19 protein-coding genes are annotated in these 22,545 nt (G+C 46.4%); 9 read left to right on the top strand and 10 right to left on the bottom strand.

Annotated elements, in window-relative coordinates; all coding sequences use genetic code 11:
• The first annotated feature begins 66 nt into the window (after positions 1–66).
• From LZZ85_RS00645 to LZZ85_RS00630, 4 genes are all read left to right on the top strand, one after another.
• Positions 67–2,493, top strand: coding sequence for a PAS domain-containing sensor histidine kinase (locus tag LZZ85_RS00645; RefSeq protein WP_237867987.1), 2,427 nt, complete (start codon positions 67–69; stop codon positions 2,491–2,493).
• A gap of 9 nt (positions 2,494–2,502) precedes the next feature.
• Complete coding sequence (locus tag LZZ85_RS00640) at positions 2,503–2,943, top strand: response regulator (protein ID WP_237867986.1); 441 nt, start codon at positions 2,503–2,505, stop codon at positions 2,941–2,943.
• 11 nt (positions 2,944–2,954) lie between these two features.
• Complete coding sequence (locus tag LZZ85_RS00635) at positions 2,955–4,814, top strand: PAS domain S-box protein (protein ID WP_237867985.1); 1,860 nt, start codon at positions 2,955–2,957, stop codon at positions 4,812–4,814.
• A 658-nt stretch (positions 4,815–5,472) separates the two neighbouring features.
• Positions 5,473–6,453: a fasciclin domain-containing protein gene (locus LZZ85_RS00630; protein WP_237867984.1), complete on the top strand. Its 981-nt coding sequence runs from the start codon at positions 5,473–5,475 to the stop codon at positions 6,451–6,453.
• Positions 6,454–6,740: 287 nt separating this feature from the next.
• Here LZZ85_RS00630 and LZZ85_RS00625 read toward each other — a convergent pair whose 3' ends face one another.
• The 10 genes from LZZ85_RS00625 to LZZ85_RS00580 all read right to left on the bottom strand — a co-directional run bounded on the left by LZZ85_RS00625 (position 6,741) and on the right by LZZ85_RS00580 (position 18,043).
• Positions 6,741–7,697 carry a cytochrome-c peroxidase gene (locus LZZ85_RS00625; RefSeq protein WP_237867983.1) on the bottom strand — a complete coding sequence of 319 codons (957 nt, stop codon included), beginning with the start codon at positions 7,695–7,697 and terminating at the stop codon, positions 6,741–6,743.
• Between the two features lie 48 nt (positions 7,698–7,745).
• Positions 7,746–8,132 carry a hypothetical protein gene (locus LZZ85_RS00620; protein WP_237867982.1) on the bottom strand — a complete coding sequence of 129 codons (387 nt, stop codon included), beginning with the start codon at positions 8,130–8,132 and terminating at the stop codon, positions 7,746–7,748.
• A gap of 242 nt (positions 8,133–8,374) precedes the next feature.
• Positions 8,375–11,323 carry an ATP-binding protein gene (locus LZZ85_RS00615; protein ID WP_237867981.1) on the bottom strand — a complete coding sequence of 983 codons (2,949 nt, stop codon included), beginning with the start codon at positions 11,321–11,323 and terminating at the stop codon, positions 8,375–8,377.
• A gap of 267 nt (positions 11,324–11,590) precedes the next feature.
• Positions 11,591–12,967, bottom strand: coding sequence for a hypothetical protein (locus LZZ85_RS00610; RefSeq protein WP_237867980.1), 1,377 nt, complete (start codon positions 12,965–12,967; stop codon positions 11,591–11,593).
• A 471-nt stretch (positions 12,968–13,438) separates the two neighbouring features.
• Complete coding sequence (locus LZZ85_RS00605; RefSeq protein WP_237867979.1) at positions 13,439–14,512, bottom strand: type I restriction endonuclease; 1,074 nt, start codon at positions 14,510–14,512, stop codon at positions 13,439–13,441.
• 607 nt (positions 14,513–15,119) lie between these two features.
• The gene (locus LZZ85_RS00600) at positions 15,120–15,296 is read right to left on the bottom strand and encodes a hypothetical protein (protein ID WP_237867978.1); all 177 of its coding nucleotides are present in this window, start codon (positions 15,294–15,296) and stop codon (positions 15,120–15,122) included.
• Between the two features lie 84 nt (positions 15,297–15,380).
• Positions 15,381–16,043, bottom strand: a complete 663-nt coding sequence (locus tag LZZ85_RS00595) for a response regulator (protein WP_237867977.1) — start codon at positions 16,041–16,043, stop codon at positions 15,381–15,383.
• A complete protein-coding gene (locus tag LZZ85_RS00590; protein ID WP_237867976.1) occupies positions 16,040–16,717 on the bottom strand; it encodes a sensor histidine kinase in 678 nt (225 codons plus the stop codon). The genes LZZ85_RS00595 and LZZ85_RS00590 overlap by 4 nt, the downstream gene beginning before the upstream one ends.
• An 86-nt stretch (positions 16,718–16,803) precedes the next feature.
• Positions 16,804–17,508: a hypothetical protein gene (locus tag LZZ85_RS00585; RefSeq protein ID WP_237867975.1), complete on the bottom strand. Its 705-nt coding sequence runs from the start codon at positions 17,506–17,508 to the stop codon at positions 16,804–16,806.
• Between the two features lie 40 nt (positions 17,509–17,548).
• Positions 17,549–18,043 (bottom strand): hypothetical protein, encoded by a 495-nt coding sequence (locus tag LZZ85_RS00580; protein ID WP_237867974.1) that lies wholly within the window; start codon positions 18,041–18,043, stop codon positions 17,549–17,551.
• A 243-nt stretch (positions 18,044–18,286) separates the two neighbouring features.
• Here LZZ85_RS00580 and LZZ85_RS00575 point away from each other — a divergent pair, with 243 nt between their 5' ends.
• The 5 genes from LZZ85_RS00575 (at position 18,287) to LZZ85_RS00555 (ending at position 22,544) form a co-directional block, all read left to right on the top strand.
• Positions 18,287–19,225 carry a caspase family protein gene (locus LZZ85_RS00575; RefSeq protein WP_237867973.1) on the top strand — a complete coding sequence of 313 codons (939 nt, stop codon included), beginning with the start codon at positions 18,287–18,289 and terminating at the stop codon, positions 19,223–19,225.
• A gap of 19 nt (positions 19,226–19,244) precedes the next feature.
• Complete coding sequence (locus LZZ85_RS00570; protein ID WP_237867972.1) at positions 19,245–20,333, top strand: SUMF1/EgtB/PvdO family nonheme iron enzyme; 1,089 nt, start codon at positions 19,245–19,247, stop codon at positions 20,331–20,333.
• A 15-nt stretch (positions 20,334–20,348) separates the two neighbouring features.
• The gene (locus tag LZZ85_RS00565; protein ID WP_237867971.1) at positions 20,349–20,687 is read left to right on the top strand and encodes a YegP family protein; all 339 of its coding nucleotides are present in this window, start codon (positions 20,349–20,351) and stop codon (positions 20,685–20,687) included.
• A gap of 97 nt (positions 20,688–20,784) precedes the next feature.
• Positions 20,785–21,300: a hypothetical protein gene (locus tag LZZ85_RS00560; RefSeq protein ID WP_237867970.1), complete on the top strand. Its 516-nt coding sequence runs from the start codon at positions 20,785–20,787 to the stop codon at positions 21,298–21,300.
• Entirely contained in the window at positions 21,297–22,544 is a 1,248-nt protein-coding gene (locus tag LZZ85_RS00555) for a DUF4407 domain-containing protein (protein WP_237867969.1), read from the top strand. Before LZZ85_RS00560 ends, LZZ85_RS00555 begins: the two co-directional genes overlap by 4 nt.
• Position 22,545 lies beyond the last annotated feature (1 nt).

Raw genomic sequence — 22,545 nt, 5'->3', positions numbered from 1 at the left:
CACCTGCGGGAAGAACTGTGAACAAGCCATTGCATTGCCAGGTGCCATCATCGATACAACTTGTCAATGCATAAAAACCTTATCGTCAGTATTGCGGCATCGCTGCTGCTGATACTGATCCTGTTGTTTTATTACTCTGCTAATAAAACCCTGAGTACGCAGACTTCCATGGCGATTCGCCACCAGGCAGTCTTCAATGGATTCCAGCGGCTGGATCAACTGATGCATAATGCAGCAGTGACTCACCCGGATTTGACGAGATCGCCAAAGACCTCCCCCTTCTTCAAACTTTTTATTACCGATAGCATAGAGATCGCCCGGCAGTTGCAGCAACTGAGAGAGACAGCGATAGACACACAGAATCTGCAGACCCTTGCACAACTTCATTCGCTGATCGGGCAGGAAGTGCAATGGCTGCTCAACAGCAATGTGCCGGATTCCATTTTACATCATCATGGCGGGCAACACCTGGCGGCGCTGCTGCAGATCGATTCGCTGATCAGCAAAGGCACCAGCCGCACGGCTTTCCTGATCGGTTACCGCCAGCAGCAGATCGCAAGGGAGATGACAAAAGTGCGGTCGCTGATCATCGGGTTTGTGATCCTTTCCTGCGCATTACTGATCTACACAACGGCGGTATCTCTTAAACAACATTCCAAAAGAAAGAACAAGGAACAGGAACTGACCATTGTGCTGAACACGATCAGCGATGGCGTGATGTCTGTCGATACACAATGGCGGTATACATTCCTCAATGATGCGGCCATGGCCAATCATGTGGGAGCTAAAGCATCGATCATTGGTCAACCGATCTGGACCGTTCATCCCGGGCTGGAAGAAAGCGCGTTCGGTCAGAAATACAAGGAGGCGATCAGCACGGGGCAGATGCAGGAAGTGGAAGCCTTTTTTGCACCGTTGAACAGCTGGTTTGCCGCGCGGATCTATCCGTCCGCAGAAGGGTTGACGGTCTATTACCAGGATGTAACAGAAAAACGCAAAGACGCAGATACAATGAGCAGGATGCTGAAGGAGATCAAGGACTATCGCTTTGCACTGGATGAAGCAAGCATTGTAGCGATCACGGACCAGAAAGGTGTCATCTCCCATGCCAATGAAAACTTTTGCAGGATCTCGGGATACACGCTGGAAGAATTGATTGGAAAGGATCACCGCATCATCAATTCCGGGTATCATACAAAAGAATTCATCCGCAACTTATGGGTGACGATCGCCAACGGGAAGATCTGGAAGGGCGAGATGCGCAACAGGGCAAAGGACGGTACGATCTATTGGGTGGATACCACGATCGTTCCTTTTCTGAATGAACAGGGTAAACCTTATCAATACATTGCCATCCGTGCCGATATCACGCAACGCAAGGAAGCACAGGAGCGGTTGCTGATCAGTGAACGCACGTATAAGACGATCGCTTCAAGTATTCCCGGTTCGGTGATCTGCCTGCTCGACCGTGATTTCCGCTATATGCTCATCGAAGGCGATATGCTGGAAAAACTGGGATACGCTAAAAGCGATCTGTTGGGAAAGAGGGCCGGTGAGGCGCTGCCTCCGGACGTATTCAAAGAGGTTGAACCGCAACTGAATGCTGTATTGGAAGGCCGGGTGATGACACGTGAAGTGATCATGAATGGCTTTGATATTGTGTCGCGCTATATACCGCTGAAAGATGCGAACGGAGAAGTGGATGCGATCATGACGGTGGCGATGGATGTGACCAAACTTAAACAGGCGCAACGGGATATCGGCGAATTGAACACTAACCTCGAGCGGACGATCGCGTTGCGTACTGAAGAACTGCGCAAAAGCAACGAAGAGCTGGAGTCGTTCTCTTATTCTGTATCGCATGATCTGCGGGCGCCGCTGCGCGGCATCATCGGTTTTTCCGCCGTACTGAAAGAAGAATATGGAGGACAGCTGGATGAAGAAGCTGACCGGATCATCCAGATCATCCAGCAAAGCGCGGGGAAGATGGGTCAACTGATCGATGACCTGCTGGCCTTCTCGCGCACAGGTAAACAAGCCTTGCAAAAATCAATGCTGAACACCACCGCGCTGGTAGAGGAAGTGATCCAGGAATGCAGCCGGCAGGATCTGCGGCAGATCGTGCGATGGGAAATAGGGGAACTGCCGAAAGTAAATGCAGACCTGAACACACTGCGGCAGGTATGGAGCAACCTGCTGTCCAATGCTATTAAATATAGCAGCACGATTGAAAGCCCGTGCATCCAGATCGGTGCGTCAAGACAGGCCAACAGCTGGGAATTCTTTGTAAAAGATAACGGTGTTGGCTTTGATCAGAAATACAAACACAAACTGTTCAGGGTCTTTCAACGACTGCATGATGCAGACGAGTTTGAAGGTACCGGTGTGGGACTCGCACTGGTTGACCGGATCATTACCAAACATGGTGGCAGCATTCGCGGCGAAGGAAAACCCGGCGAAGGTGCCTGCTTCACTTTTTCATTACCTGCTTAAAAAACTGTTATGAACCTTAATTCAGTGGAAGTATTACTGGTGGAAGACAACCTGACGGATGCGGAACTTACCATCCGTGAACTGAAAAAGCATCACCTGGCGAATCACCTGATCCATGTTAAAAATGGAGAGGAAGCACTGGAATTCATCTTCGGAACGGGCCGGTATGCCGATACACGAAATGTGTCTTTTGCGCCGAAGCTTGTCTTGCTGGACATCCAGATGCCCAAAGTGAATGGCATTGAAGTATTGCAACACATCAAAGCTGATGAACGGACAAAGAAGATGCCGGTGGTGATCCTTACTTCCTCCAAGGAAGATCCGGACATTCAGCGTTGTTACCAGCTGGGTGCAAACAGTTATATCGTGAAGCCGGTGAATTTCGAACGGTTCACGGAAGCGATCCACCAGGTTGGTATGTATTGGTTATTATTAAATCAGGCCCCCTGAATATTTCTCCTATGAATTTAAGAACGCTCATCATTGAAGATAATCCGGCCGATGCGGAACTCATTCAGCGGTTACTCAAAAAAGCATTCGGGCCAGTAGACTCGATCGTGGTCGCAAATGCTTCGGAGCTGATAAAACAAATTGAACTGTTTCAACCGGATATTTTTATTTCGGATAATTCGCTTCCGCGTTTCAGTGCGGCAGAAGCGCTGGAACTGGTAAAGGAACATGCGCCGCATATTCCATTCATATTGGTAACGGGTACAGTGTCCGAAGAATTTGCGGCAGAGGTGATCAAGAGCGGAGCCGATGATTATATCCTGAAAGACCGGATGGCGAGATTGCCTGCGGCAATGGAAGCGGCCATGCTTAAGCGGAAGGCGCAGCGTGAAAAAGAAGCATATGTGCAGCTGCTGCAGCAAAGCCAGGAGAACCTGAAAACGATCTTTGAGAACACGTCGGAAGGGTTTGTATTGCTGGATGCGGATCTGCGCGTTAAAAAATTCAACAGTCGCGCCGGCGAACTACTACGGCTCTATATTCAAAAAGAAATGGAGGTGGGTCAGTCTATCCTGGAGCTGACGGAAGAGTCGCGCCGTGATTCTTTCGCCGCTGTATTACACCGTGTAAAGCAAGGTGAGTTTGTGGAGTATGACCGGCCTGTTCCGGCTCCATCGCGCGAAGATGGATGGATGCATTTCTTTTTCAACCCGGTGATCCAGGACAATACCGTTACAGGCATCTGCATTACCGCGCGTGATGTGACGGTGAGCAAAAGGGCGGAGTTGCAACTGCAGCAAAGCGCGGAGGAGAATCGTGCACTGGCCGGTCGTGTTTCTGCAATTCTTAATACGCTTCCAGCGAATATTGCTTTGCTGGATGAGAACGGACTGATCATCGATGTGAATGAATGCTGGAAGAAGTTTGCGCAGCAGAATGGATTCAAGGGAATGAATTATGGGATCGGAGAAAACTATTTATCGGTAAGTGAACAGGCGGGCATGACCGATCCGGAGAGTGAAGCGGGCTCAATCGCCCGTGGCATTGCCGGCGTGCTGAACGGCTCGCTGCAGGAATTTGTAACGGAGTATGCCTGCGATTCGCTGCAGGAGAAGCGGTGGTTCAGGATGATCGTAACGCCGCTGTCGGAACAGCTTTACCGCGGTGCAGTAGTCATGCATATTGATATCTCGGAGATCAAAAGGTTGGAACAGGAAAGGCTCGACGGTAAGATGAATGAGCAGAATCGGATCGGCCGTGCGATGTTAAAGGCGCAGGAAAAAGAACGTACGGCGATCGGTATTGAATTGCATGATAATGTAAACCAGATCCTGGTAGGCACGAACCTGTTGCTGTCGCATGCAAAAGGCCGTCCAACTGATCTCAGCGACCTGCTTACGCAATCGATCAATAATATCCAGCAGGCGATCCGCGAAAACCGCAAGATCGCTCATGAGTTTGTCGCGCCGGATCTCGAGACCGAGCGCCTGACAGATCAATTGCAAATGCTTTTTGAAAATATGCTTCGGGCAGCTGGCATTCATGTGATCATAGAGAAGAGGGATCTGGATGAAACACTGCTGGACAGCGATCGCAAGTTCAATATGTATCGCATTGCGCAGGAGCAGTGCACGAATATTTTAAAATATGCAGATGCCACGACCGTAACGATAAAACTTTGTAGTAAAGAAGGGTTCTTCCGGATGAGTATCGCCGATAATGGAAAAGGAATGAACACGGGGCAGACAGCAAAAGGGATCGGGTTGAAAAATATCCGGCACCGGACGGCGCTGTTCAATGGAACCGCAGAGATCAGGACGGGCCCGGGAGAAGGGTTTGAGTTGAGGATCGAATTGCCGTTGGTTGGTTAATGAATCCGGGAGACGCGAAGTTGTTCCAAAACATGGCAAGAGGATGGTCTTGCACCGATCGGGAAATACCGCCGGATTGACGGCCCCCTCCTACCTTTTTGATTAAAGCAAGTGAATTAAACAACCCCGAGGCGGGTAAGATTTTTGATCAGTTGACCAACCCAGTGTGGCATCTTTTCCCGCAGTATCAGTCATTTGATCAAGGATATCTACATGTGTTAAGCCCTGTTAGTCACCAACTATAGCTAAAAACACGCAAGTCGGGTCAGGTAGAGAAAATGAACGGCGAAAAGCGAAAGATCTTGTCCACATTACTGTTTAAGCCGGTATTCATCCAACACTATAAAGATTAGACAAGATCGGTGAACATATTCAACCACGCCATGACCCATGAACGATAGTATGATCAATCCTTCGCAGTTAACATCATCCAAACCCTGTTTTGTGGAGACTTATTCTTCTTACCTGTGCAAAACGTTAAGCAAGATCAGGTTTCAGGCAGGGCTTCATCTTTGACCGGTTGATTAAAGCGATGATACAGGTAAAACAAGATCGTTGAACTTCTTTTCAAAGGGGATCGGGTGCTTTTGGCAACAACATGAAATCAGGATGAAAATTTGTTTGATAGTTAGTCTTAACAGTTAAACAAATCAATTTTATGTTACCTATCATCAACATCAGAAAGTCGTTCCTTTATTTATGCATGGCCGGTTTAATGGTAACCGTTGTGTCTTGTGATAAAGATGACGATGATACTCCTCCTGCATCCAACACGATCACCGGTAAGGTGGTTGCCGATGCGAATTTCTCTTTACTTGAAAAAGCGGTGATCAAAGCAGGCCTTGATGGAACTTTGTCCGGAACAGGCCCCTTCACTGTGTTTGCCCCGAATGATGCGGCCTTCGCTGCATCTGGTGTGACGTCTGCGTCCATCGATGGTATGTCTGCCGATGCCCTGAAAAAATTATTGCTGTATCATACCCTTACTTCCGAAGTAATGGCGGCGAATGTGCCCGCTGGTCCGAATGCGAAGGTGACAACAGCTAATTCTCCTGCAGACTCCATCTTTGTTACCAAAAATGCAGCTGGTGTATTTGTGAATGGTGTGAAAGTAGTAACGGCAGACGTAGATGCCGACAACGGGGTCATTCATATTATGGAAAAAGTGCTGATGCCACCAAGCGGCAACATCGTTGCTACTGCACAAGCTACAGCGGGTGGTGATAATGGGCTTGATTCGCTCGTGAAAGCTGTTGTGCGTGCGGATGCAGCTGCGCCCGGCCTGATCACACTGATCAACTCAAATACACTGACTGTATTTGCGCCAACGAATAAAGCCTTCCGCGATCTGTTGACAGCTTTATCGCTTAACAATATCAACCAGATCCCGATCCTGACATTGCAAGCCGTACTGGCTTATCACCTGGTAACAGGTCGTGTGTTCTCTTCCGCCCTCGCAAATGGATCAGTCACGATGTTCGCTGGTGGTTCTTCTACAGTAAACCTGACCAATGGAACAAATGGTGGACCTACGATCACCGGGAATGGTAATGCAGGCGCGAAAGCAAATATCATTGCCACGAATGTAATGGCAACTAATGGCGTGGTGCATGTGATCGACAGGGTCCTGATCCCTTAATCACAATGCAGGCATTCAAAAAGCAACAGGGCCGCGTTTACGCATGTCCAGAATTGCCCATCGATAAGAACTGCCTGATTGGATATAAACTAAGTCCTTATTGGGCGTGCGGATTACGCAGATCAGAATGCATAACAGCATGCTGTCTGCGTAATCCCGCATCCCAATTACAGAGATAAACAGATAGATTACCGATCAACAACAGCAAAACTACATTCAGCGTAATCTGCGGGCAATTATGTCTTCCTGTAAGATCCAGGCTATGATAATTCCTTCGTGGCAGAGATTTACTTCTTCGCTGTAAGTTGCTTACTCGTCAACGACCGTAAAAATTCCTCCAGGTCCCTCTTATCCTGCTCCGTCAAATTCAATGGTTTCGATACCAGGCTATCCCTGTTCACGGCATCCGGCACGAACCGATCCGGGTTGTCATAATAATCGATCACTTCCCGCAATGTCCTGAACATCCCGTTATGCATATAAGGCGCGGTCAACGCAATATTCCTCAACGGACCGATCTTGAATTTTCCTGACTCTTGAGGTTCTTTTGAAATTGCCGCGCGTCCGCTATCGTTCAACGCCGCTCCATTGAACAGACCAATATTGCGGAATTCCGTATTGCTGAAATCAGGGCCGAAATGACAGCGCACGCAATTCGCGCTGCCATTGAATAAGGCAAAGCCACGTTTGACCGATTCGCTGACGGCGGCTTCATTGCCATTTGTTTTCCATTCATCGAAAGGGGTATCATTTGTTTCCAGTGAGCTTTGAAAAGCGGCGAGTGCTTTGGCCAGGGTTTGGGCAGAGGGTTGTTGCTGATATACCAGTTGAAAAGCTTTTGTATAAAACTCATTTGATCGTAGCCGATGAACAGCACTGTCGACCGGAAGATTCATTTCATCCGGATTGTTAATGGGTATCAGCGCCTGCTCCTCCAATGTTTTCGCGCGGCCATCCCAGAAAAAGCTGACGGCATTGGTCAGGTTCATCGCTGAGGGGGTATTGCGGGTGCCTTTGCGATCGAACACGCCGAGGCTCACAGCGCTTGTGTCTGCAAACGCAAATTCCGGCTTATGGCAACTGGCGCAACTGATCTGCCGGTTGGAAGACAGTATGCTGTCGAAGAATAGTTGCCGGCCGAGCGCGATCGCGGTATCGGGCAGCGCATTGGCCGGCTGGCAGCGCCAGTGTGGTAGCGCTGCCAGTCCCGCCAGAATCGTCAGAACAAGAATGGCTTTTTTCATAACGGTAGTTTACCGGTGAGTAGCTGGTTCCCGATGCGGACCGGTTTGTTATTTGGATGCCACGCGGCCGAGCGTTACTTTATCACTGCCCTGGATCCGGCCCTGGCAGGTATCGGTGATCATATTGAACCGGATCGAGTCTTTGAAGTAAGTAAGGCGGTAGGCTGCCTCATAATTTAAGTTGCAGAGGCCGTCTTTGAAGAAGATGGTGTCGCCTGCGGTGCGGTACTGACCGCTGACGATCAGCTTGCCGTTGCCGATGCCGTCGAAAGTGCCGTCGGACTTAAAGCGGGCGAGGAAGTGCCAGGGTTTGCCGTCGAAGGTTTCGTGGGAATCCCATTCACCGAGGATGGTGCGGGTGGGTTCTTTCTGCGCGGAACTCTGACAGGCGGCGAAAAGGAGGATAGCGGAGAATGCGATAAGGAGATGTTTCATGATGATCAATTTTGAAACGAAGGTCGGGGCGGGGGTGGGGAAAGGCTTTTGATAATGTTGCGGATATGTTTGAAAATGATTGATTCTGCGGTAGATATGGAGGATTAACGCCGATTGGCGTATTAGTAACGCAGAGAACGCAAAGGACCGCCACGAACGCAAAGAAATCAGTCATTCACGCGGAAAATCCTCTGCGTACTTAGCGCTCCTTTGCGTTCTCTGCGTGGCTCATACGCCCTCCCTCATTTCCGAACCCCGCTCGGCGGATACCCAAAATGCTTCGTAAAGCTCGTCGAGAAGTTTGCCGGGTTGCCATATCCCACCAGGTAACAGATCTCCGACACCGTGCCCGCATTTTTCTCCAGCAACTCATGCGCCTTTTGCATCCGGATGCCGCGGATCAGGTCGCCGGGGCTTTGATCGATCAGGTCTTTCAGCTTGCGATAAAGCTGGGTACGGCTTAGCCCCACTTCGCGGCCGAGTTCTTCCGCATTGAACTGGAGATCATCCAGCCGGTCATTTATTGCGGTGCGGATGCGTTCGAGGAAGTGCTGTTCGATAGAAGGCAGATCGGTGGTATGTGTCAGCCAGTTGTTGTTGCGGCTGTATTTTTCGCGCAGCTGTTTTCTGAGCTGGATCAGGTTGGTAATCTGGGCGATCAGTTCGCGTTTATCAAAAGGTTTGGACAAATAAGCGTCTGCGCCGGTCTCGAGGCCATGAATGCGGCTGTCCTGGTCCGTTTTAGCGGTGAGCATGATGACCGGGATATGGCTTGTCCGTTCATCTTTCTTCAGCACTTCGCAAAGCTCATAGCCGTTCTTATGCGGCATCATCAGGTCGGTAAGAATAAGCGTGGGGATCTGCTCCGTAGCCATGATGATTCCCTCTTCGCCATTTTGGGCCAGCAGGATCTGGTAGTTTTCGCGCAGCGAGATGTTCATGAATTCCCGCAACTGTTCATTGTCTTCAACGATCAGGATCGTTTCGTTGTGCTGTACAGGATGTTCGGTGCTGCCGGAAGAAGGAAGTATTGCCGGCCGGGTCAATGAATGAACGGCTGCGGGACTTGCTGCAAGGTTTTCTGTTGATGGATCCAGGTCTGCCGGATGATACGGCAGCTGTATGCTGAAGGTTGTGCCTGCCTCTTTACTGCTGACACTGATGGAGCCGCCTAACAGTTCTGTCAGTTCTTTTACCAGTGCGAGCCCGATGCCCGTGCCTTCCCTCGTGCGGGTGTCCGAGGCATCGGCCTGGTAAAACCGGTCGAAGATATAAGGCAACTTATCTGCGGGGATCCCGGTTCCCTGGTCACTCACCGTGATCGTAAAGAATGCATCGTTTGTTTTAATGAGTGTGATCTCGATCGAACTATCCGGTTGACTGAACTTGATGGCGTTCGAGATAATATTCTGCGTGATCTTTTCCAATTTATCCAGGTCGGCGCGTACAGGCAGTTCCTGTATATTATTGGATAAGTTCAAACGCAGCTGATGATGTTCAGCGAGCGAGCTGAACTGCTGGACATGTAATTGCAGCCATTTCACAAGATCGATCGATTGGTAGTGAATATCCATCTGCCCGTTTTCCAGGCGGCTGAGATCGAGCAATTGGTTGATGAGTTGTAAGAGGCGTTCGCTGTTCTGCAGGATGAAACTGGCGTATTGTTTTGCAGCGGCTGTATCAGGTTGCTTCAGCAGTTCCCGTGCGGGATTGATGATAAGGGTAAGTGGTGTTTTGAATTCATGCGTGAGATTTACAAAGAAGCGGGATTTGGCCGCATCCATTTCTCTTAATCGTTCCGCCTGATCGCGCACCTGTGCCGTTCTTTCCATCACTGTTTTTTCCAATTGTTCCGCCTGCTGAGTGATCAGCTGTGTCTTTTCCTGTTCTTTCAACAGGTTTTCTGAAGCCAACAGATCGTTTTGCTTTAACTGTGCAGAGAGCTGGCGGTTGGTAGAGGCAACATCCATCGCGATATAGATCGAGAAGAGCACGGGCATTACGAGGCAGAGAATTGCCATGCCTGTCATCAATTGATAAAAATTGAATAACCGGAACGTGTTAGCGCCAACGATCACGCTGCCGAGCACCACGATCAGAATGCCAAAGCCGATTAGCCAGATCCGTTGATCGCCACGGCGGATGGCTTTGCTGACGGCGATCAATCCATCAGCCATCACTAATACCGTGAACAGGTTATTCAGTGTGCCAATGGTGGAATTGATCGTCAGCAGGTCGACATTGTTGCCGAAGAAATAAATGACGGTAAAGACCATCGAGATGATACCAATAAACCAGAGTTTTTTCCGCGGCAGGACCGCACTACTAACATGATAAAGCAATAACGCAAAGAAGAATGGCATCAGCGAAATACTTGCGCTAAAGATCTTGTAGAGCAGCAACTGCATGCCGGGGTCGCGCGTAACGATCGCTTCGTACCGTGCAAATAAACTGATTGTCGTGCCCAATACAAAGAGGCTATAGTAGAGATTTACTTTTTGTTTTGGGTAGAAAGCATATAGCAACAGATGCAGCAGGATCAGCATCGACATGGCGGCACCGCTCATCAGGAGGTAATCATAGAAACGCTGGTCTGACCGGTGTTTTGCCAGCATAAAGTTTGCCTCACTGATCCATCCCTGGAATCCGACAAAGTTGCTGAAGTAATGATCGTAATTACAATACCGGATCGCAAGCAGGTGCGGCATTGTATCAGTGATGGCGAGTGGAATGGCCAGGAAGGGATCACGGGCGGCTTTATAGGTTTGTTTTGATGGGCCCACTTTACCGATGGCAGCGATCTTTTGTCCGTCAAGATAAATTTCAGAGGCACCGTCATGGTTGATTTGAAGTGCCCATGCATTGATGCGTGCTGCTTCCTCTTTCTTCAGCCAGATCCGGAACCAGCCGATGCCGGTCCATTGTTCCGGCAGATCGTGTTTGCCGAATTTGATGGACGCATTCTTCCAATTGGCATCGCTGACGTTAGGCGAAGCCCATGCAGTGTCATCACCGGGATGAAAGCGCCATTTGTAGTTTTGCAGCGGGAGGTAAGTGTTGGTAAGCGTATCGTGAAGGATAGCGGTGTTTGTTTGTCCGGCACCAGGGAATGGCAGCATACCAAACAGGAAACTGCAAAGCGTGATAAGGCGAAGATGCTGTTGGATGAAACGGATCAGTGCATGGAACATGAGGAGCGTATATTTACCACGATTGACTATGCGTTAAATATAAGATTTTTGAAAGGGTGGGGAGTAACTTGTTTGAGGGAATTATTGGGGGAGAGGCTTGCAACGGTTTAGTGGCGTTGGAGTATCGCAGAGGGCGCAAAGGATACGCAAAGAACGCAGAGAGATACTTAGCGCTCCTGGCGTCTCCTTAGCGCCCTCTGCGATACTCCTACGCTGATTCAATCTTAACCCAGTCCCGCCGGAGCGTCTGTGGAACCCGAGGAATAATTATTTCCCTGCTTTTATCAGCGCGTATGACGTGGCCGCATTCTTCAGCATCAGGATCCTTCCCTGCTTAGATGCAACAAACCACGCATCAAACTTCTCGGTTTTTCCTTCGGAACGTTTGCTCAGTGTAACTGACCAGTCGGTAACAGTAACCACTCCTTTGAACGACTGCTTATATGTCTGTACATTCCCCGTTGTTCCGGATCCGCCGTTATGTGTACTGCTGTATTGACTACCAGGACCAAAAGTAAATGCATGATTTGATCCGGCGATCGTCCCACCCGCATACGCGCCGGTATACACATTTGCATAAGCGACATTGCTTGCAGAACTGCTGGTCCATTTTCCGGTAAGGTCAGACGAGGCTATGGCGAAACGATTCAGATCAGACAATGAGGAGAACACATCGAAGATATTGTTAGGAGCCATGGGTTCGAGTTCTGCGACCTTAACATTGAACTGCTTGATGAACGTGTTCCGGTCGGGCGCGATCAACTCCGTCCAGTAGCTGGTGTTACGCTGGAATAATACAACATACAATGATTTGCCGGTCACCTTATCGGTGACATCCGCTTCGGCCATTTTTGCAGGATTGTATATCGCGCTGGATTGAGAATAGATCTTCAGGTTGTTCACCGTTGCATATCGGCCCGCTACGAGATGCGCCCAGCAGGTTTTCACGGCATCTTCAGAATAGGGGTAGTATTTTTCAGTTATTTCATCAGGGTAATGCAGCAGTGCTTTGATCGATCCTTTTGTGAGCATTACTCCTTCGGACTGTTCTGCAGCCGTCCAGCCGTTATCAAAATTCGTGTTTGTGAATTTATAGCCGTTTTTGAAAGTGGACGTGATTGGTTTATCTGGCGCAGCTTGTTTTTGCACAGCAGGCTTGATAAAATCTACTGATGCAAAAAAGCTTTCAACCGCCTGCTGATGTGCATCGGTATTGGACACCAGTATAATGCTGATCTTTTTATTGTAGCCCGAAGCTGTTAGCAGCATGGTCACGCCTTTGCTGTTACCGTCAGTATACGGCGCAGTGCCAGTCAGTATTTTCCAGCCGTCATTTTCTACGGGATCGAGCATGGAAGGAGCGGAAGAGACGGTGACAGTTTTTTTAATGAGTGTTTCCCAGTCGCTGGTAAAATCAGCTTGTGCCGCAGCGTTCGTTGGTGAAGAATGCAGGATCACAATGGACGAATAAGTTCCTTTTTTTTCATCACCGGCTGATAGTTGTACACCGTTGGCGTGTTGTTGTTTTTGCCATTTATTTGGAATGGTGTAGGAAACCAGATCGTAGGTTTCTTTTTGGGAAAATGTATTTGATGTGAACAGGGCAAACAGGCACAGGAGGAGGGGTTTGAGTATGGGTTGCATAAGCGGACAGGTAAGAGTGTTTCGCAATATTAGGGGAAAGGGAGGGGTGGGGCAATCACTGGAAAGTGGGATATCCCGGGTCTGCGTTGTTTGGGATTGTTATAGGCTGGAAGTCAGACGCCCGGGATGACATGGCGTCTGGCTGTTGTTTGTTGGATGGATGGTGGAGGGTGGCTGGTCGTCTGTGTTTAGCATCGGCAATGGGAGCGGTCAACGTATACTTTATTTCCGTTTGATTTTTTGTAGTAACAACCGTTTTGTGACCCTTTATAAAGTGTATGGCCGTTATAGGTTCCACATGGGGTTGATGTGGAAGCAGCCGAAGATGTTGCTGTTGAATTATCTGATTTGGAGCAGGCGATTAACAGGATAATGACAGTGGCAAATAATATTTGCTTCATAGTTAAATTTTTTAGTTTGATCTTTATTATTTCTATAGACAACGATAGTTCCCTTTAAGATAAGTGTTGGTTACTCACTTGCGGCTTTATCATATGTCTCAACAGTTTTTACCAGCGCTTCGGCGTGCAGGAATATATCATCCACTGTCAGTATTTCTATCTTAGTTTCCTTCTTCTGCTCATCAAAAATGCCGATATACCTTTTCGATCCGTTCAAATACAATCTGCAAATAGGTTTACGGTTATTATCATCCAGCAGGATAGCAAAGTACGATTGGGCATCACGATGAACGATCCGATTGTGTTTGATCTTCTGTCGTAGAATAGCTTTAACGATTTGGTATGCTTCCAACTCTTCTGCCGTCGTTTCTATCCGGTTATCTTCAGCCGCTGCTGTAGTCTCTTGCTGAACGGCGACAGCGGTTTCTTCGCTTTCTTTTTTCAGTGCAGAATGTAGTCGCTCTGTAATAAGGTCATTCACATATTGCTGCAATGATCTTTTCGTGAGATTGCTGAATGTTTCCACAACACGGGTTGTCAGCATACCAGGGTAGATCTGTTTCGCGAAATGCCGTACCAACCCATCCGTCGGTGTCTGGAATTCTACATTGATCAGCGCTTTTAATTCGTTCATGTATTTGAGATCGCTCGCTGTATTCTGAATGCTGTCGACATCGAAATATGACTTGTGGAATTTCTTCAGCTCTTCCACCTGGTTGTCTTTGATATCTGTTACATTGAATTCGAAGAATGGCTTTTCGTCCATCTTGTTCGGCTGCACGAGATCTGTATAGAGGCGATAGATAATGCCATTGGACAGCAATCCGAATTTTGCGGAGGTGGTGTGGAAATACCGGAAGAGTTGTGAGTTATGTGGGTCCAAACTTTCTCCCCAATGTTTGCATTCAACGAGAATAGTGGGTTGTCCGTCTTTCATGATGGCGTAGTCGACCTTTTCACCTTTTTTGATGCCGATGTCGGCGATGAATTCCGGCATTACTTCGAAAGGGTTGAAGACATCGTAGCCGAGCAGTTTGATGAATGGCATGATGAAGGCGTTTTTGGTAGCTTCTTCGGTTTGAATTTGGTCTTTGAGTTTTTCAACGCGTTCGGCGAAGAGTTTGATTTCGTCTTTGAAGTCCATTTGATAAGATTTTATGCTTTTGCTAAGCTATATATTGATTAAGGTTTAATAAGCACTGGAATGGAAATACAGGAAAAATCCCCTGCTGAAAAAGGGGGCTTGGTTTACAAATACGATTATCCTCCATGTTGCCAGCAATAGTTCCCAGACCTCGATGTGCGTTTGCATTGAGTACCCTTCCTAGTAGTCGCCTGGCAACGCCAGGATGAAGAAGAACTACTTTGTGAAGATCTGCTACGGCGTTCCGGGTAGTCGGAAGAGGTTGATGGTGTTGCGCGCGAAGGGTCGACTTTGTTGGTATTGTGAGAAGATGTTTGTGGCACTGTGCTCTCGGTTTTGCGTTCATTACTATAAGAAGACTCACGGATCGTCGTCCCCATAATTTTCAGTTGTTCTTCCAACTTTACTATTCGGTTCTCCAGTAATTCTACCTGATCTTTTAATTCGGGGTCTTCAAAATTCGGCTGACAGGATGTTAGCAACAAGAAGACTGCTGCAATTTTAAGTATGCGTTTCATAATCGGACAATTACAATATGATATTTAGGTGATCTATTTATTGTTTTTATTATTGTTTGTAAGGATGTATAGGCCCAGGACTCCGACAATTACCCATGTCCAACCGGGATTCCAAAACGAAGAGCGATTCTTTTTTGAAGAACCAAAGACATTTCCATTTCTGTTTTCGCAAACGCCGCAACTGCCGCCTCGTTTGCTACAATGCCCGCATTGACTGCAGTTGGAGCATGCCCTGCAATTTGAAGAGCCAGTGCATGTGCCAGCATGCAAAATGGTTTGGCCAGACAAAAGGATGGCCATTAGCAAAAAGAGTATTTTTTGCTTCATAAATTTTTTTTACTGTATTAGTGTCAGATCTGAACGATACCCTGTTTGATTGCCCAGACGGCAAGTGTAGTCCGGGATTTTACGTTGCATTTTTTGAAAAGGGATTCTCTGTATCCGTCGATCGTCTTTACACTTAAGTTCATCTGATCGGCGATCTGCTGATACGTGAGATCGGTAGCTGTGTGTTTGAGAAATATGCGTTCATTTTCCGATAGTGTAATGCCGGAAATTGTTTTGCTTTGTCCATTCAACTCGAGATTCATTACGTTGGTCGCAATCTCGGAGAAATAGATGCCGTTATTTGAGATTGTCTTTAATGCATTGTGCATGTCTTCTACTTCGATATCTTTATTAAGAAAGCCTTTAACACCAAGTCTGAGCATTCGCAGTACGGACTTTTCATCTTCTACCATCGATATCACCATCACTTTTATTTCTGCGTGTGTCCTTTTCAACCATTCCACGGCTTCAAAGCCATTCATGTCCGGCATATCGATGTCCATCAGGATGATATCTGGAAATGGCGGGTTCTTCATCTTCTCCTGGAGATCTCTGCCATTGTCTGCTTCAAATAATATGGAGTATTGATTGTCGGCATTTCCCATATTTATCAATTTGATCAGGCCTTTACGGAAAAGGTTGTGATCATCTACCAGAGAGATTTTCAGTTGATTTGCAGATTTCATGCAGCGATATTATTTAGCTTTTCAGGATTGGGGATATTGATATTAACTGTTGTGCCCGTACCTGGAGCACTACTGATGGTGAAGCTCGCATTGATCACTGATGCCCGTTTGCGCATGTTGATAAGTCCTGTGCTTTGTTTTTCTCCGCTATTGTTCATGGCGTCTTCTACATTGAAGCCAGAACCATTATCTGTAATAGAAAGCGTGAAGTTGTCTAGGGCAAATGAAAGGCTGACAAGAATCTTTCCGGCGCCGGAGTACTTGATCACATTATTGAGTACTTCCTGGCAAAGCCGGAATAGAATAATTTCGTTTTCCGGTTTGAGACGGTATTCTTCGCCGGTTTTGGTAACCGTTACCTCAAACTTTTTACTCAGCCGGCTTAGTTCGTTGTCAAGAGCCTGTGTTAAGCCAATGTGCATGATGTGGTCTGTGTTTAGGCTTGCGCTCAACGCTTTGATCTCCCCCATGAGTTGTTTAGCCAGTGACTTTGTTTCCAGTACATTTTCCCGGGTGTTACTTTGTGTTTGCGGAAGGATCTCCTGCAGGTTGATATTAATCAACGATACAAGGTGACTGACGTTGGCGTGCAATTCCTTGGCAATGTGATCGAGGGTTTGCTCCTGGATAGCCAGCTTGGAGTGCATTAGTGTCTGGCCGAAAGCTTCCTTCATCTCAAACAGCTCCTGTCGATGTCGAAATCTCTTCCTTTGATAAAGGAAGAGAAAGTATATGATTGAAGATCCAAGAATCAGTAGGACTAATGTGGAGATGATAATGGTTTGTATTGTGATTTCGGATGAGGTCGGCATAAATAAGCAATTAGGTATAAGGTATAGGTGAAGATCAGGAAGACATCATTGACTTCCCAATAGGCGGCTACAAATTCTTTAACATTATCTGCTCTTGCTATAAAATCGAAGCCTGTTATTAATGGCAGTGAGAACAAAGAATAAATAAGCGTTCCTATCGCAATCCAAAACTCGGGCAGTGTGTAAAGTGTAACGATCTCTTTTGCGACTAAAATCTCTCTGAAATAGAACATACAGAATAGTATCACGGCTACACTGCCGATAACAATGCTGTATGTATTGACCAGAGTTGGCTTTTGGATAAAAAGGTAATTTATAATACCGAACGTCAGGTAGAAAAGCAAAAACTTTGAAATTGCTTTTTTTACGCGAGTTGATAAGAGTAGCTGAAAGAAGTAATAACAAAGAATTGCTCTCCCGACAATCATTCCGATATTCAAAATCCAAACATTCTCCTTAGACGATTCAAACCACCTGAACATGCCCCATTTCCAAAAATTGCCCAGCATTTCGATAGTAAAGGTCAAGAGAAGGTAAACGGAAAAAGTTCTTAAATGCTTAGGCCATTTCAGCGAGAAGCTTTTCAGGCTAAAAATGGCGCTAAGCAAAAAAGGAATAAAATACAGGTAAGTTATATTCAGTTTTGACAACATTGGATGAATTTAATAAAACTCCTCCTTTAATCCGCAAATTCTATTCGCAATCCGGGTCGGTTGGGTCATCACATCCTCCGTTACATCTTGGAGGACAGGCCTGACCGAGGTTGAAATCGCGGACGTCCTGGTCTGTCGGATCATCACCGGGGAAAGTTAGTATTTCTCTTTCCTGTTCTGAACGAGCCGAGTAATCTGGTTCATTTTCGAGTATTACATTGATGTGGTGGATCCTGTTGTTTCTGACATCTTCACGGGTTGAGCGAAATAGTAGGCACAACTGACCTTCGTATTCATGGCCTGGCTCATAAGTACCGAAGTAAACGCGAATGCCGTCACCACCAGCCAGGTCGATCTCCTCGACAAGTTTTTCGAAATGTTCTTTTGAGTACCAGATCGACCGCGTATCAGGTTTGCCAAGTTCCCTCGTGAGGGCAACATATTTTCCATTTTTGAAAAGATTGATACGTTCATCAGTGATGTCTGCGCCAACATAAAAGTATGGCAGTGGTTTTACGGTTGTTTGTGTTGACATAAAATGTTTTTGATTAGTGAAACAAAAAGAAGGCTTGTAACCGGTTTACGCTGCTAAACTATACCTGAGCAGTACTATAAAAAACACGCAAGGTCAAATACAGGAAAAATCCCCTGCGGTGGAAAGGCAATATCCGGTGATGTTTTAAAAAAGGGGAATTTTCCCCTGCTGCACAGGTTTTTTACCTCAATTGCCCGTTGAATCTTTGATCCATTCTTCCACCAACCACCAACCACTACTAAAATGAGAAAAGCTTTGATCGTCGGGATAGATGAATATCCACACGCGAGATTACGTGCCTGCATAAATGACGCACGTCTGATTGGGAGCCTATTAGAAAAGCATGCAGACGGATCCAGAAATTTCGATGTTGAGTATAAATTGAATATTCCAACTAAAGCGGAACTGCGTAAGCACATCTCCAGACTTTTTGACCATGATGGAGAAATTAGCCTCTTTTATTTTTCTGGTCATGGATATGTTGATCATATGGGCGGTCATATCATTACACCGGATTTCAAACTTCATGATGTTGGTGTTTCTATGGATGATCTGTTGAAAATAGCCAGTCATTCCCGCGCAAGACACAAGATAATAATTCTTGATTGCTGTCATGCCGGTGCGATGGGAACTCCTGCATTTGGCTCAAATACTGCCTCATACCTTGAAAAAGGAGTTACAATTTTTGCCGCAAGTATGGATAATCAAACGGCACTGGAAAAAGAAGGGCATGGCATTTTTACCAAATTGTTGACAGACGCATTGGCGGGAGGTGCTGCAGATATTCCGGGAGAGATCAGGCCGGGCCATATCTATAGCTATATCGATAGGGCACTTGGCGCATGGCAACAACGCCCCGTTTTTAAGGAGAATATTGTCGAATCAGTATGCTTACGCAAGGTACATCCATCTATGCCTTTGAATGAGCTTCGTAAAATCACGGAATACTTTCCAGAGCCAACTTACCTGTTTCAACTTGATCCTACTTATCAAAATAGTGTGCCAGGCGCAATACCTGAGCACGTGGCCATATTCAGAGTTTTAAGGAGAATGCATGTTTTGCGCTTAATTGAAGTGCCGGATGAGGAATATCTATACTATGCTACTATCAAAAGTAAATGTTGCCAACTTTCCTCATTGGGTGTCTATTATTGGAACCTGATAAAGAACGGAAGAATATAACGCTTTAAATCTGATTGGTATGTTCAGAAGATTCAAGTATGATATTGCATTTTCTTTTGTACAGGAAGACATTGTAGCGATTGAGAAGGTCGCCGAAGAATTCAAGAAAATCAAAGGGTTTAAATATTATTTATTCACCGAAAAAGAGGAAGAAGGTATTGGACAAAATATCTTCAAAATCACCAGAGAAGTATATCCTAGAAGCCGCTTCGTGTTGATTTTCACCAGTAAGAATTTTATTAATGGATTTTGGGCAAGAGTTGAGAAGATGTTGATGTTAGCTTATATCGAAAAGCATGTTGGAAGAATTATACAAGTAAGGCTAGATGACACACCCATAGACGGATTAAGTAAGGATATTGTAAGTTTCAAGTGGAAAAATGATCCGGAAAGAATAGCTCGAGTGCTGATCAAAAAGGTATTGAAGCAAAAAGCTATTGAACGCAGACGAAGAGTGATCGTCGGATGCTTTGTATTATTAGCCGTCGCAGGCCTGATCATTTCCAATTTACCTGTTCTTAAATCAGTAATCTTTCCTATTCGTGAGTTAAGGCCTGTATTGATAGCAGGTTTTATGCGAGATAGCTCCGCTGCCCAGTCATCCTATTATATTAACCAAACTGAAGTTACGGTGTGCGAATACCGGAGGTATTGTGACAGTTTAAAGAAGCCAATGCCGCCACAGCCATGGCCTGTGATAAGCAGCAATCCTGTCGTAAATGTCAGTTGGTGGGATGCACTGGCATTTTGCAAAGCAAGAGGCGGAAGACTTCCTACAGAAAGGGAATGGGAATATGCTGCCGAGGCGAATCTTCAAACTAAATATGCGGGAGGAAATAATGCAAGTAAGGTCGCTGTCTATAATAGAAAGCGTCTAAGCCCGGTTGCAACAAAAAGCGCAAATGCATTCGGTCTTTTTGATATGAGTGGAAATGTAGGAGAATGGACTTCATCGCCCGCTGGTAGTGCCGATTCTTTGAAAATAATAAAAGGAGGAGGGCACCGGAGCGGCATATCCACTCTCCAGATAACATCGAGAGATTCCCTGCAAATAAATGCGTTTAATACGTATACAGGATTTCGCATCGTCTGGGATCAAAAACCATAAAACAAATCTTCAAATATGAGTCAAGCTAAATTCGAGATCTATCGTAGTGAGAAAAATTCAGAGTACTACTTCCGCCTCAAAGCCGCTAACGGCAAGATCATTCTCTCGAGCGAAGGCTACAAAGCCAAGTATTCCTGTGAGAACGGTATTGCATCAGTGAAAAATAACGCGCCGCATGATGCACGGTATGATAAGAAGACCAATAAAGCTGGTCAGTACTATTTCAACCTGAAGGCCGGCAATGGGGAGATCATCGGTACCAGCGAATCTTATACAACCGCTGATAGCCGGGATCAAGGTATCGAAACGGTCAAATCTGTTGCGCCTGATGCCGTCATAGAAGAGCTCTCTTAAACAAACCGCAGGGAGAATGGCGCTCTTTCAAGAACCATTACCATCCTCATCCACGCCCCATCTCTCCCTGCTTCTTTTAACCATCAACCTGATTTTTATGAAACAGCGTCGAACCGACTCTTACTGGGCTGCCTTTTTCAAAGCAGTACTGTATAGCTTTCGCACTATTATCCATTTTCGGAAACCGGCTACTGTTTCGATTGACTATATCCCGCTGCTGGTGCAGCAAAAACCCGTACTCTTGTTGAGTTGGAGCTTTCCACATGCATACTCACTTCAACTCAAGCCACTCAAGAAAACCTATCATCAGGCCTCAGGTGCATATATACTCCGGCTTGATGAAAATTGTGAAGAGATCACGCTCACTATAAAATCATTCTGGCGGAAGACAAAGCTTAAACTTAAGCTGGTGCCCGTGCCCGCAACGCCCGTGATGTTGAGTATGCTTGAACGGGATCTCGCCATTTCCATTTCCCTGCATATGGTAAAACCATTGCAGGCGAAGACTGCATTTGATGTCCGCAGGCCTATATACAAACTTGCATCCTTAAATATTAATCCAACCATATCTACTTTTTATATAGACGCCGACAAATTAAACATTGATCAATGAAACGCGATTTTTACGAACCAAGCAAATCCTCCAAACTGATGCGGCTTTTCTGGAATGCCGCCGGAGCTGATCGTTATATTCTTGAACGTACCACGTACGGAGACAAAGTAAAGTATCTCTGCCTGGGAGGCATTATCATAGCTACCGGACTGATGGCCGCATTGGCAGGCGGGTATGCGTTCTATACCATCTTTGAGCCCCGGGGGAATGCACTGAACTCATTTCAAACGGCAAAGGATATTGCAGGCTCCTATGATGCCATTCATATACCAACACTTTTTAAAGCCAGTATATTCGGTGTGTTCTGGGGGCTGATCATTTTTAACATCGACCGATTTATTGTGACAAGTACCGGTAAAGGGGATGGAACGGAAAATATTACCGGGAAAGAACTGGTGGGCGCATTACCCCGTATTATTATGGGTTCCGTGATCGCGCTTACTATTTCAAAACCTGTTGAGATCAGGATGTTCAAAACCGAGATTGATGTTAAACTGCATGAAAAGCAGATGGAGCAGCAGCAGGCATATAAAGCGAAGACGGATTCTTTGTTTGCGACAGAACTTGCAAGTAAGGATAAAGAAATCGCGAAGATCGAGCAGGATCTTAGTGCGAAGATCCTACGGCATGCTGATCTGGAAAAGCAATATATTGAAGAAGCCCGCCTGATTACCGTTGGTCCGCGTGCTTTGGCGATCAAGGCGCAGATGGAATTAGTTGCCAAAGAAATTGATGGTCTTCAGAATCACCCAGACTACTTGCGGATAAAGGCCGAGAAAAAAGAAATTGAAAAGAAACGCGAAGCTGATCTCGCAAGCAGTGAAAAAGTGGCTGCCGGTCTGGATGGCCTGCTTGAGCGTATCAAGATAGCTCACGAGATCTCCGGAACAACTATCTCGCTTTTTATCACGCTGCTGTTCATGGTAATTGAACTCACTCCGATTTTTTTCAAGCTGATGCTGATCAAAAGTCCGTATGACTTTATGGAAGAGAATATCAAAGAATTGATCAAAGCAGAAAATGGTATTGAAGTAAAAGCGAACTACTACCAGGATAAAAAAGGATATGAAAAAGATCTGGTGATCAACCACCAGGTATTAAGACTTCTGAAAGAGAAGATACAGTTACTCGAAGCACAAAGCGAATTGAGTCAACAGGCCGTCGAATCCTGGAAAGAGAAGAAGAAACAAGACATACACCAGGACCCCGATAGCTATATCAAAGAACAACCCGAAACCGCCTGAT

It is taken from the genome of Terrimonas ginsenosidimutans, assembly GCF_022012415.1.
Taxonomy (GTDB): domain Bacteria; phylum Bacteroidota; class Bacteroidia; order Chitinophagales; family Chitinophagaceae; genus Terrimonas_A; species Terrimonas_A ginsenosidimutans.
The sequence above is the reverse complement of the archived record's forward strand: the minus strand, read 5'-3'. Positions and strand labels throughout refer to the sequence as shown.

Excerpts from the sequence above, each read along its gene's own strand:
- LZZ85_RS00645 (WP_237867987.1), top strand. The coding sequence starts at position 67 with ATGCATAAAAACCTTATCGTCAGTATTGCGGCATCGCTGCTGCTGATA.
- LZZ85_RS00640 (WP_237867986.1), top strand. The coding sequence starts at position 2,503 with ATGAACCTTAATTCAGTGGAAGTATTACTGGTGGAAGACAACCTGACG.
- LZZ85_RS00635 (WP_237867985.1), top strand. The coding sequence starts at position 2,955 with ATGAATTTAAGAACGCTCATCATTGAAGATAATCCGGCCGATGCGGAA.
- LZZ85_RS00630 (WP_237867984.1), top strand. The coding sequence starts at position 5,473 with ATGTTACCTATCATCAACATCAGAAAGTCGTTCCTTTATTTATGCATG.
- LZZ85_RS00625 (WP_237867983.1), bottom strand. The coding sequence starts at position 7,697 with ATGAAAAAAGCCATTCTTGTTCTGACGATTCTGGCGGGACTGGCAGCG.
- LZZ85_RS00620 (WP_237867982.1), bottom strand. The coding sequence starts at position 8,132 with ATGAAACATCTCCTTATCGCATTCTCCGCTATCCTCCTTTTCGCCGCC.
- LZZ85_RS00615 (WP_237867981.1), bottom strand. The coding sequence starts at position 11,323 with ATGTTCCATGCACTGATCCGTTTCATCCAACAGCATCTTCGCCTTATC.
- LZZ85_RS00610 (WP_237867980.1), bottom strand. The coding sequence starts at position 12,967 with ATGCAACCCATACTCAAACCCCTCCTCCTGTGCCTGTTTGCCCTGTTC.
- LZZ85_RS00605 (WP_237867979.1), bottom strand. The coding sequence starts at position 14,512 with ATGGACTTCAAAGACGAAATCAAACTCTTCGCCGAACGCGTTGAAAAA.
- LZZ85_RS00600 (WP_237867978.1), bottom strand. The coding sequence starts at position 15,296 with ATGCTGGCACATGCACTGGCTCTTCAAATTGCAGGGCATGCTCCAACT.
- LZZ85_RS00595 (WP_237867977.1), bottom strand. The coding sequence starts at position 16,043 with ATGAAATCTGCAAATCAACTGAAAATCTCTCTGGTAGATGATCACAAC.
- LZZ85_RS00590 (WP_237867976.1), bottom strand. The coding sequence starts at position 16,717 with ATGAAGGAAGCTTTCGGCCAGACACTAATGCACTCCAAGCTGGCTATC.
- LZZ85_RS00585 (WP_237867975.1), bottom strand. The coding sequence starts at position 17,508 with ATGTTGTCAAAACTGAATATAACTTACCTGTATTTTATTCCTTTTTTG.
- LZZ85_RS00580 (WP_237867974.1), bottom strand. The coding sequence starts at position 18,043 with ATGTCAACACAAACAACCGTAAAACCACTGCCATACTTTTATGTTGGC.
- LZZ85_RS00575 (WP_237867973.1), top strand. The coding sequence starts at position 18,287 with ATGAGAAAAGCTTTGATCGTCGGGATAGATGAATATCCACACGCGAGA.
- LZZ85_RS00570 (WP_237867972.1), top strand. The coding sequence starts at position 19,245 with ATGTTCAGAAGATTCAAGTATGATATTGCATTTTCTTTTGTACAGGAA.
- LZZ85_RS00565 (WP_237867971.1), top strand. The coding sequence starts at position 20,349 with ATGAGTCAAGCTAAATTCGAGATCTATCGTAGTGAGAAAAATTCAGAG.
- LZZ85_RS00560 (WP_237867970.1), top strand. The coding sequence starts at position 20,785 with ATGAAACAGCGTCGAACCGACTCTTACTGGGCTGCCTTTTTCAAAGCA.
- LZZ85_RS00555 (WP_237867969.1), top strand. The coding sequence starts at position 21,297 with ATGAAACGCGATTTTTACGAACCAAGCAAATCCTCCAAACTGATGCGG.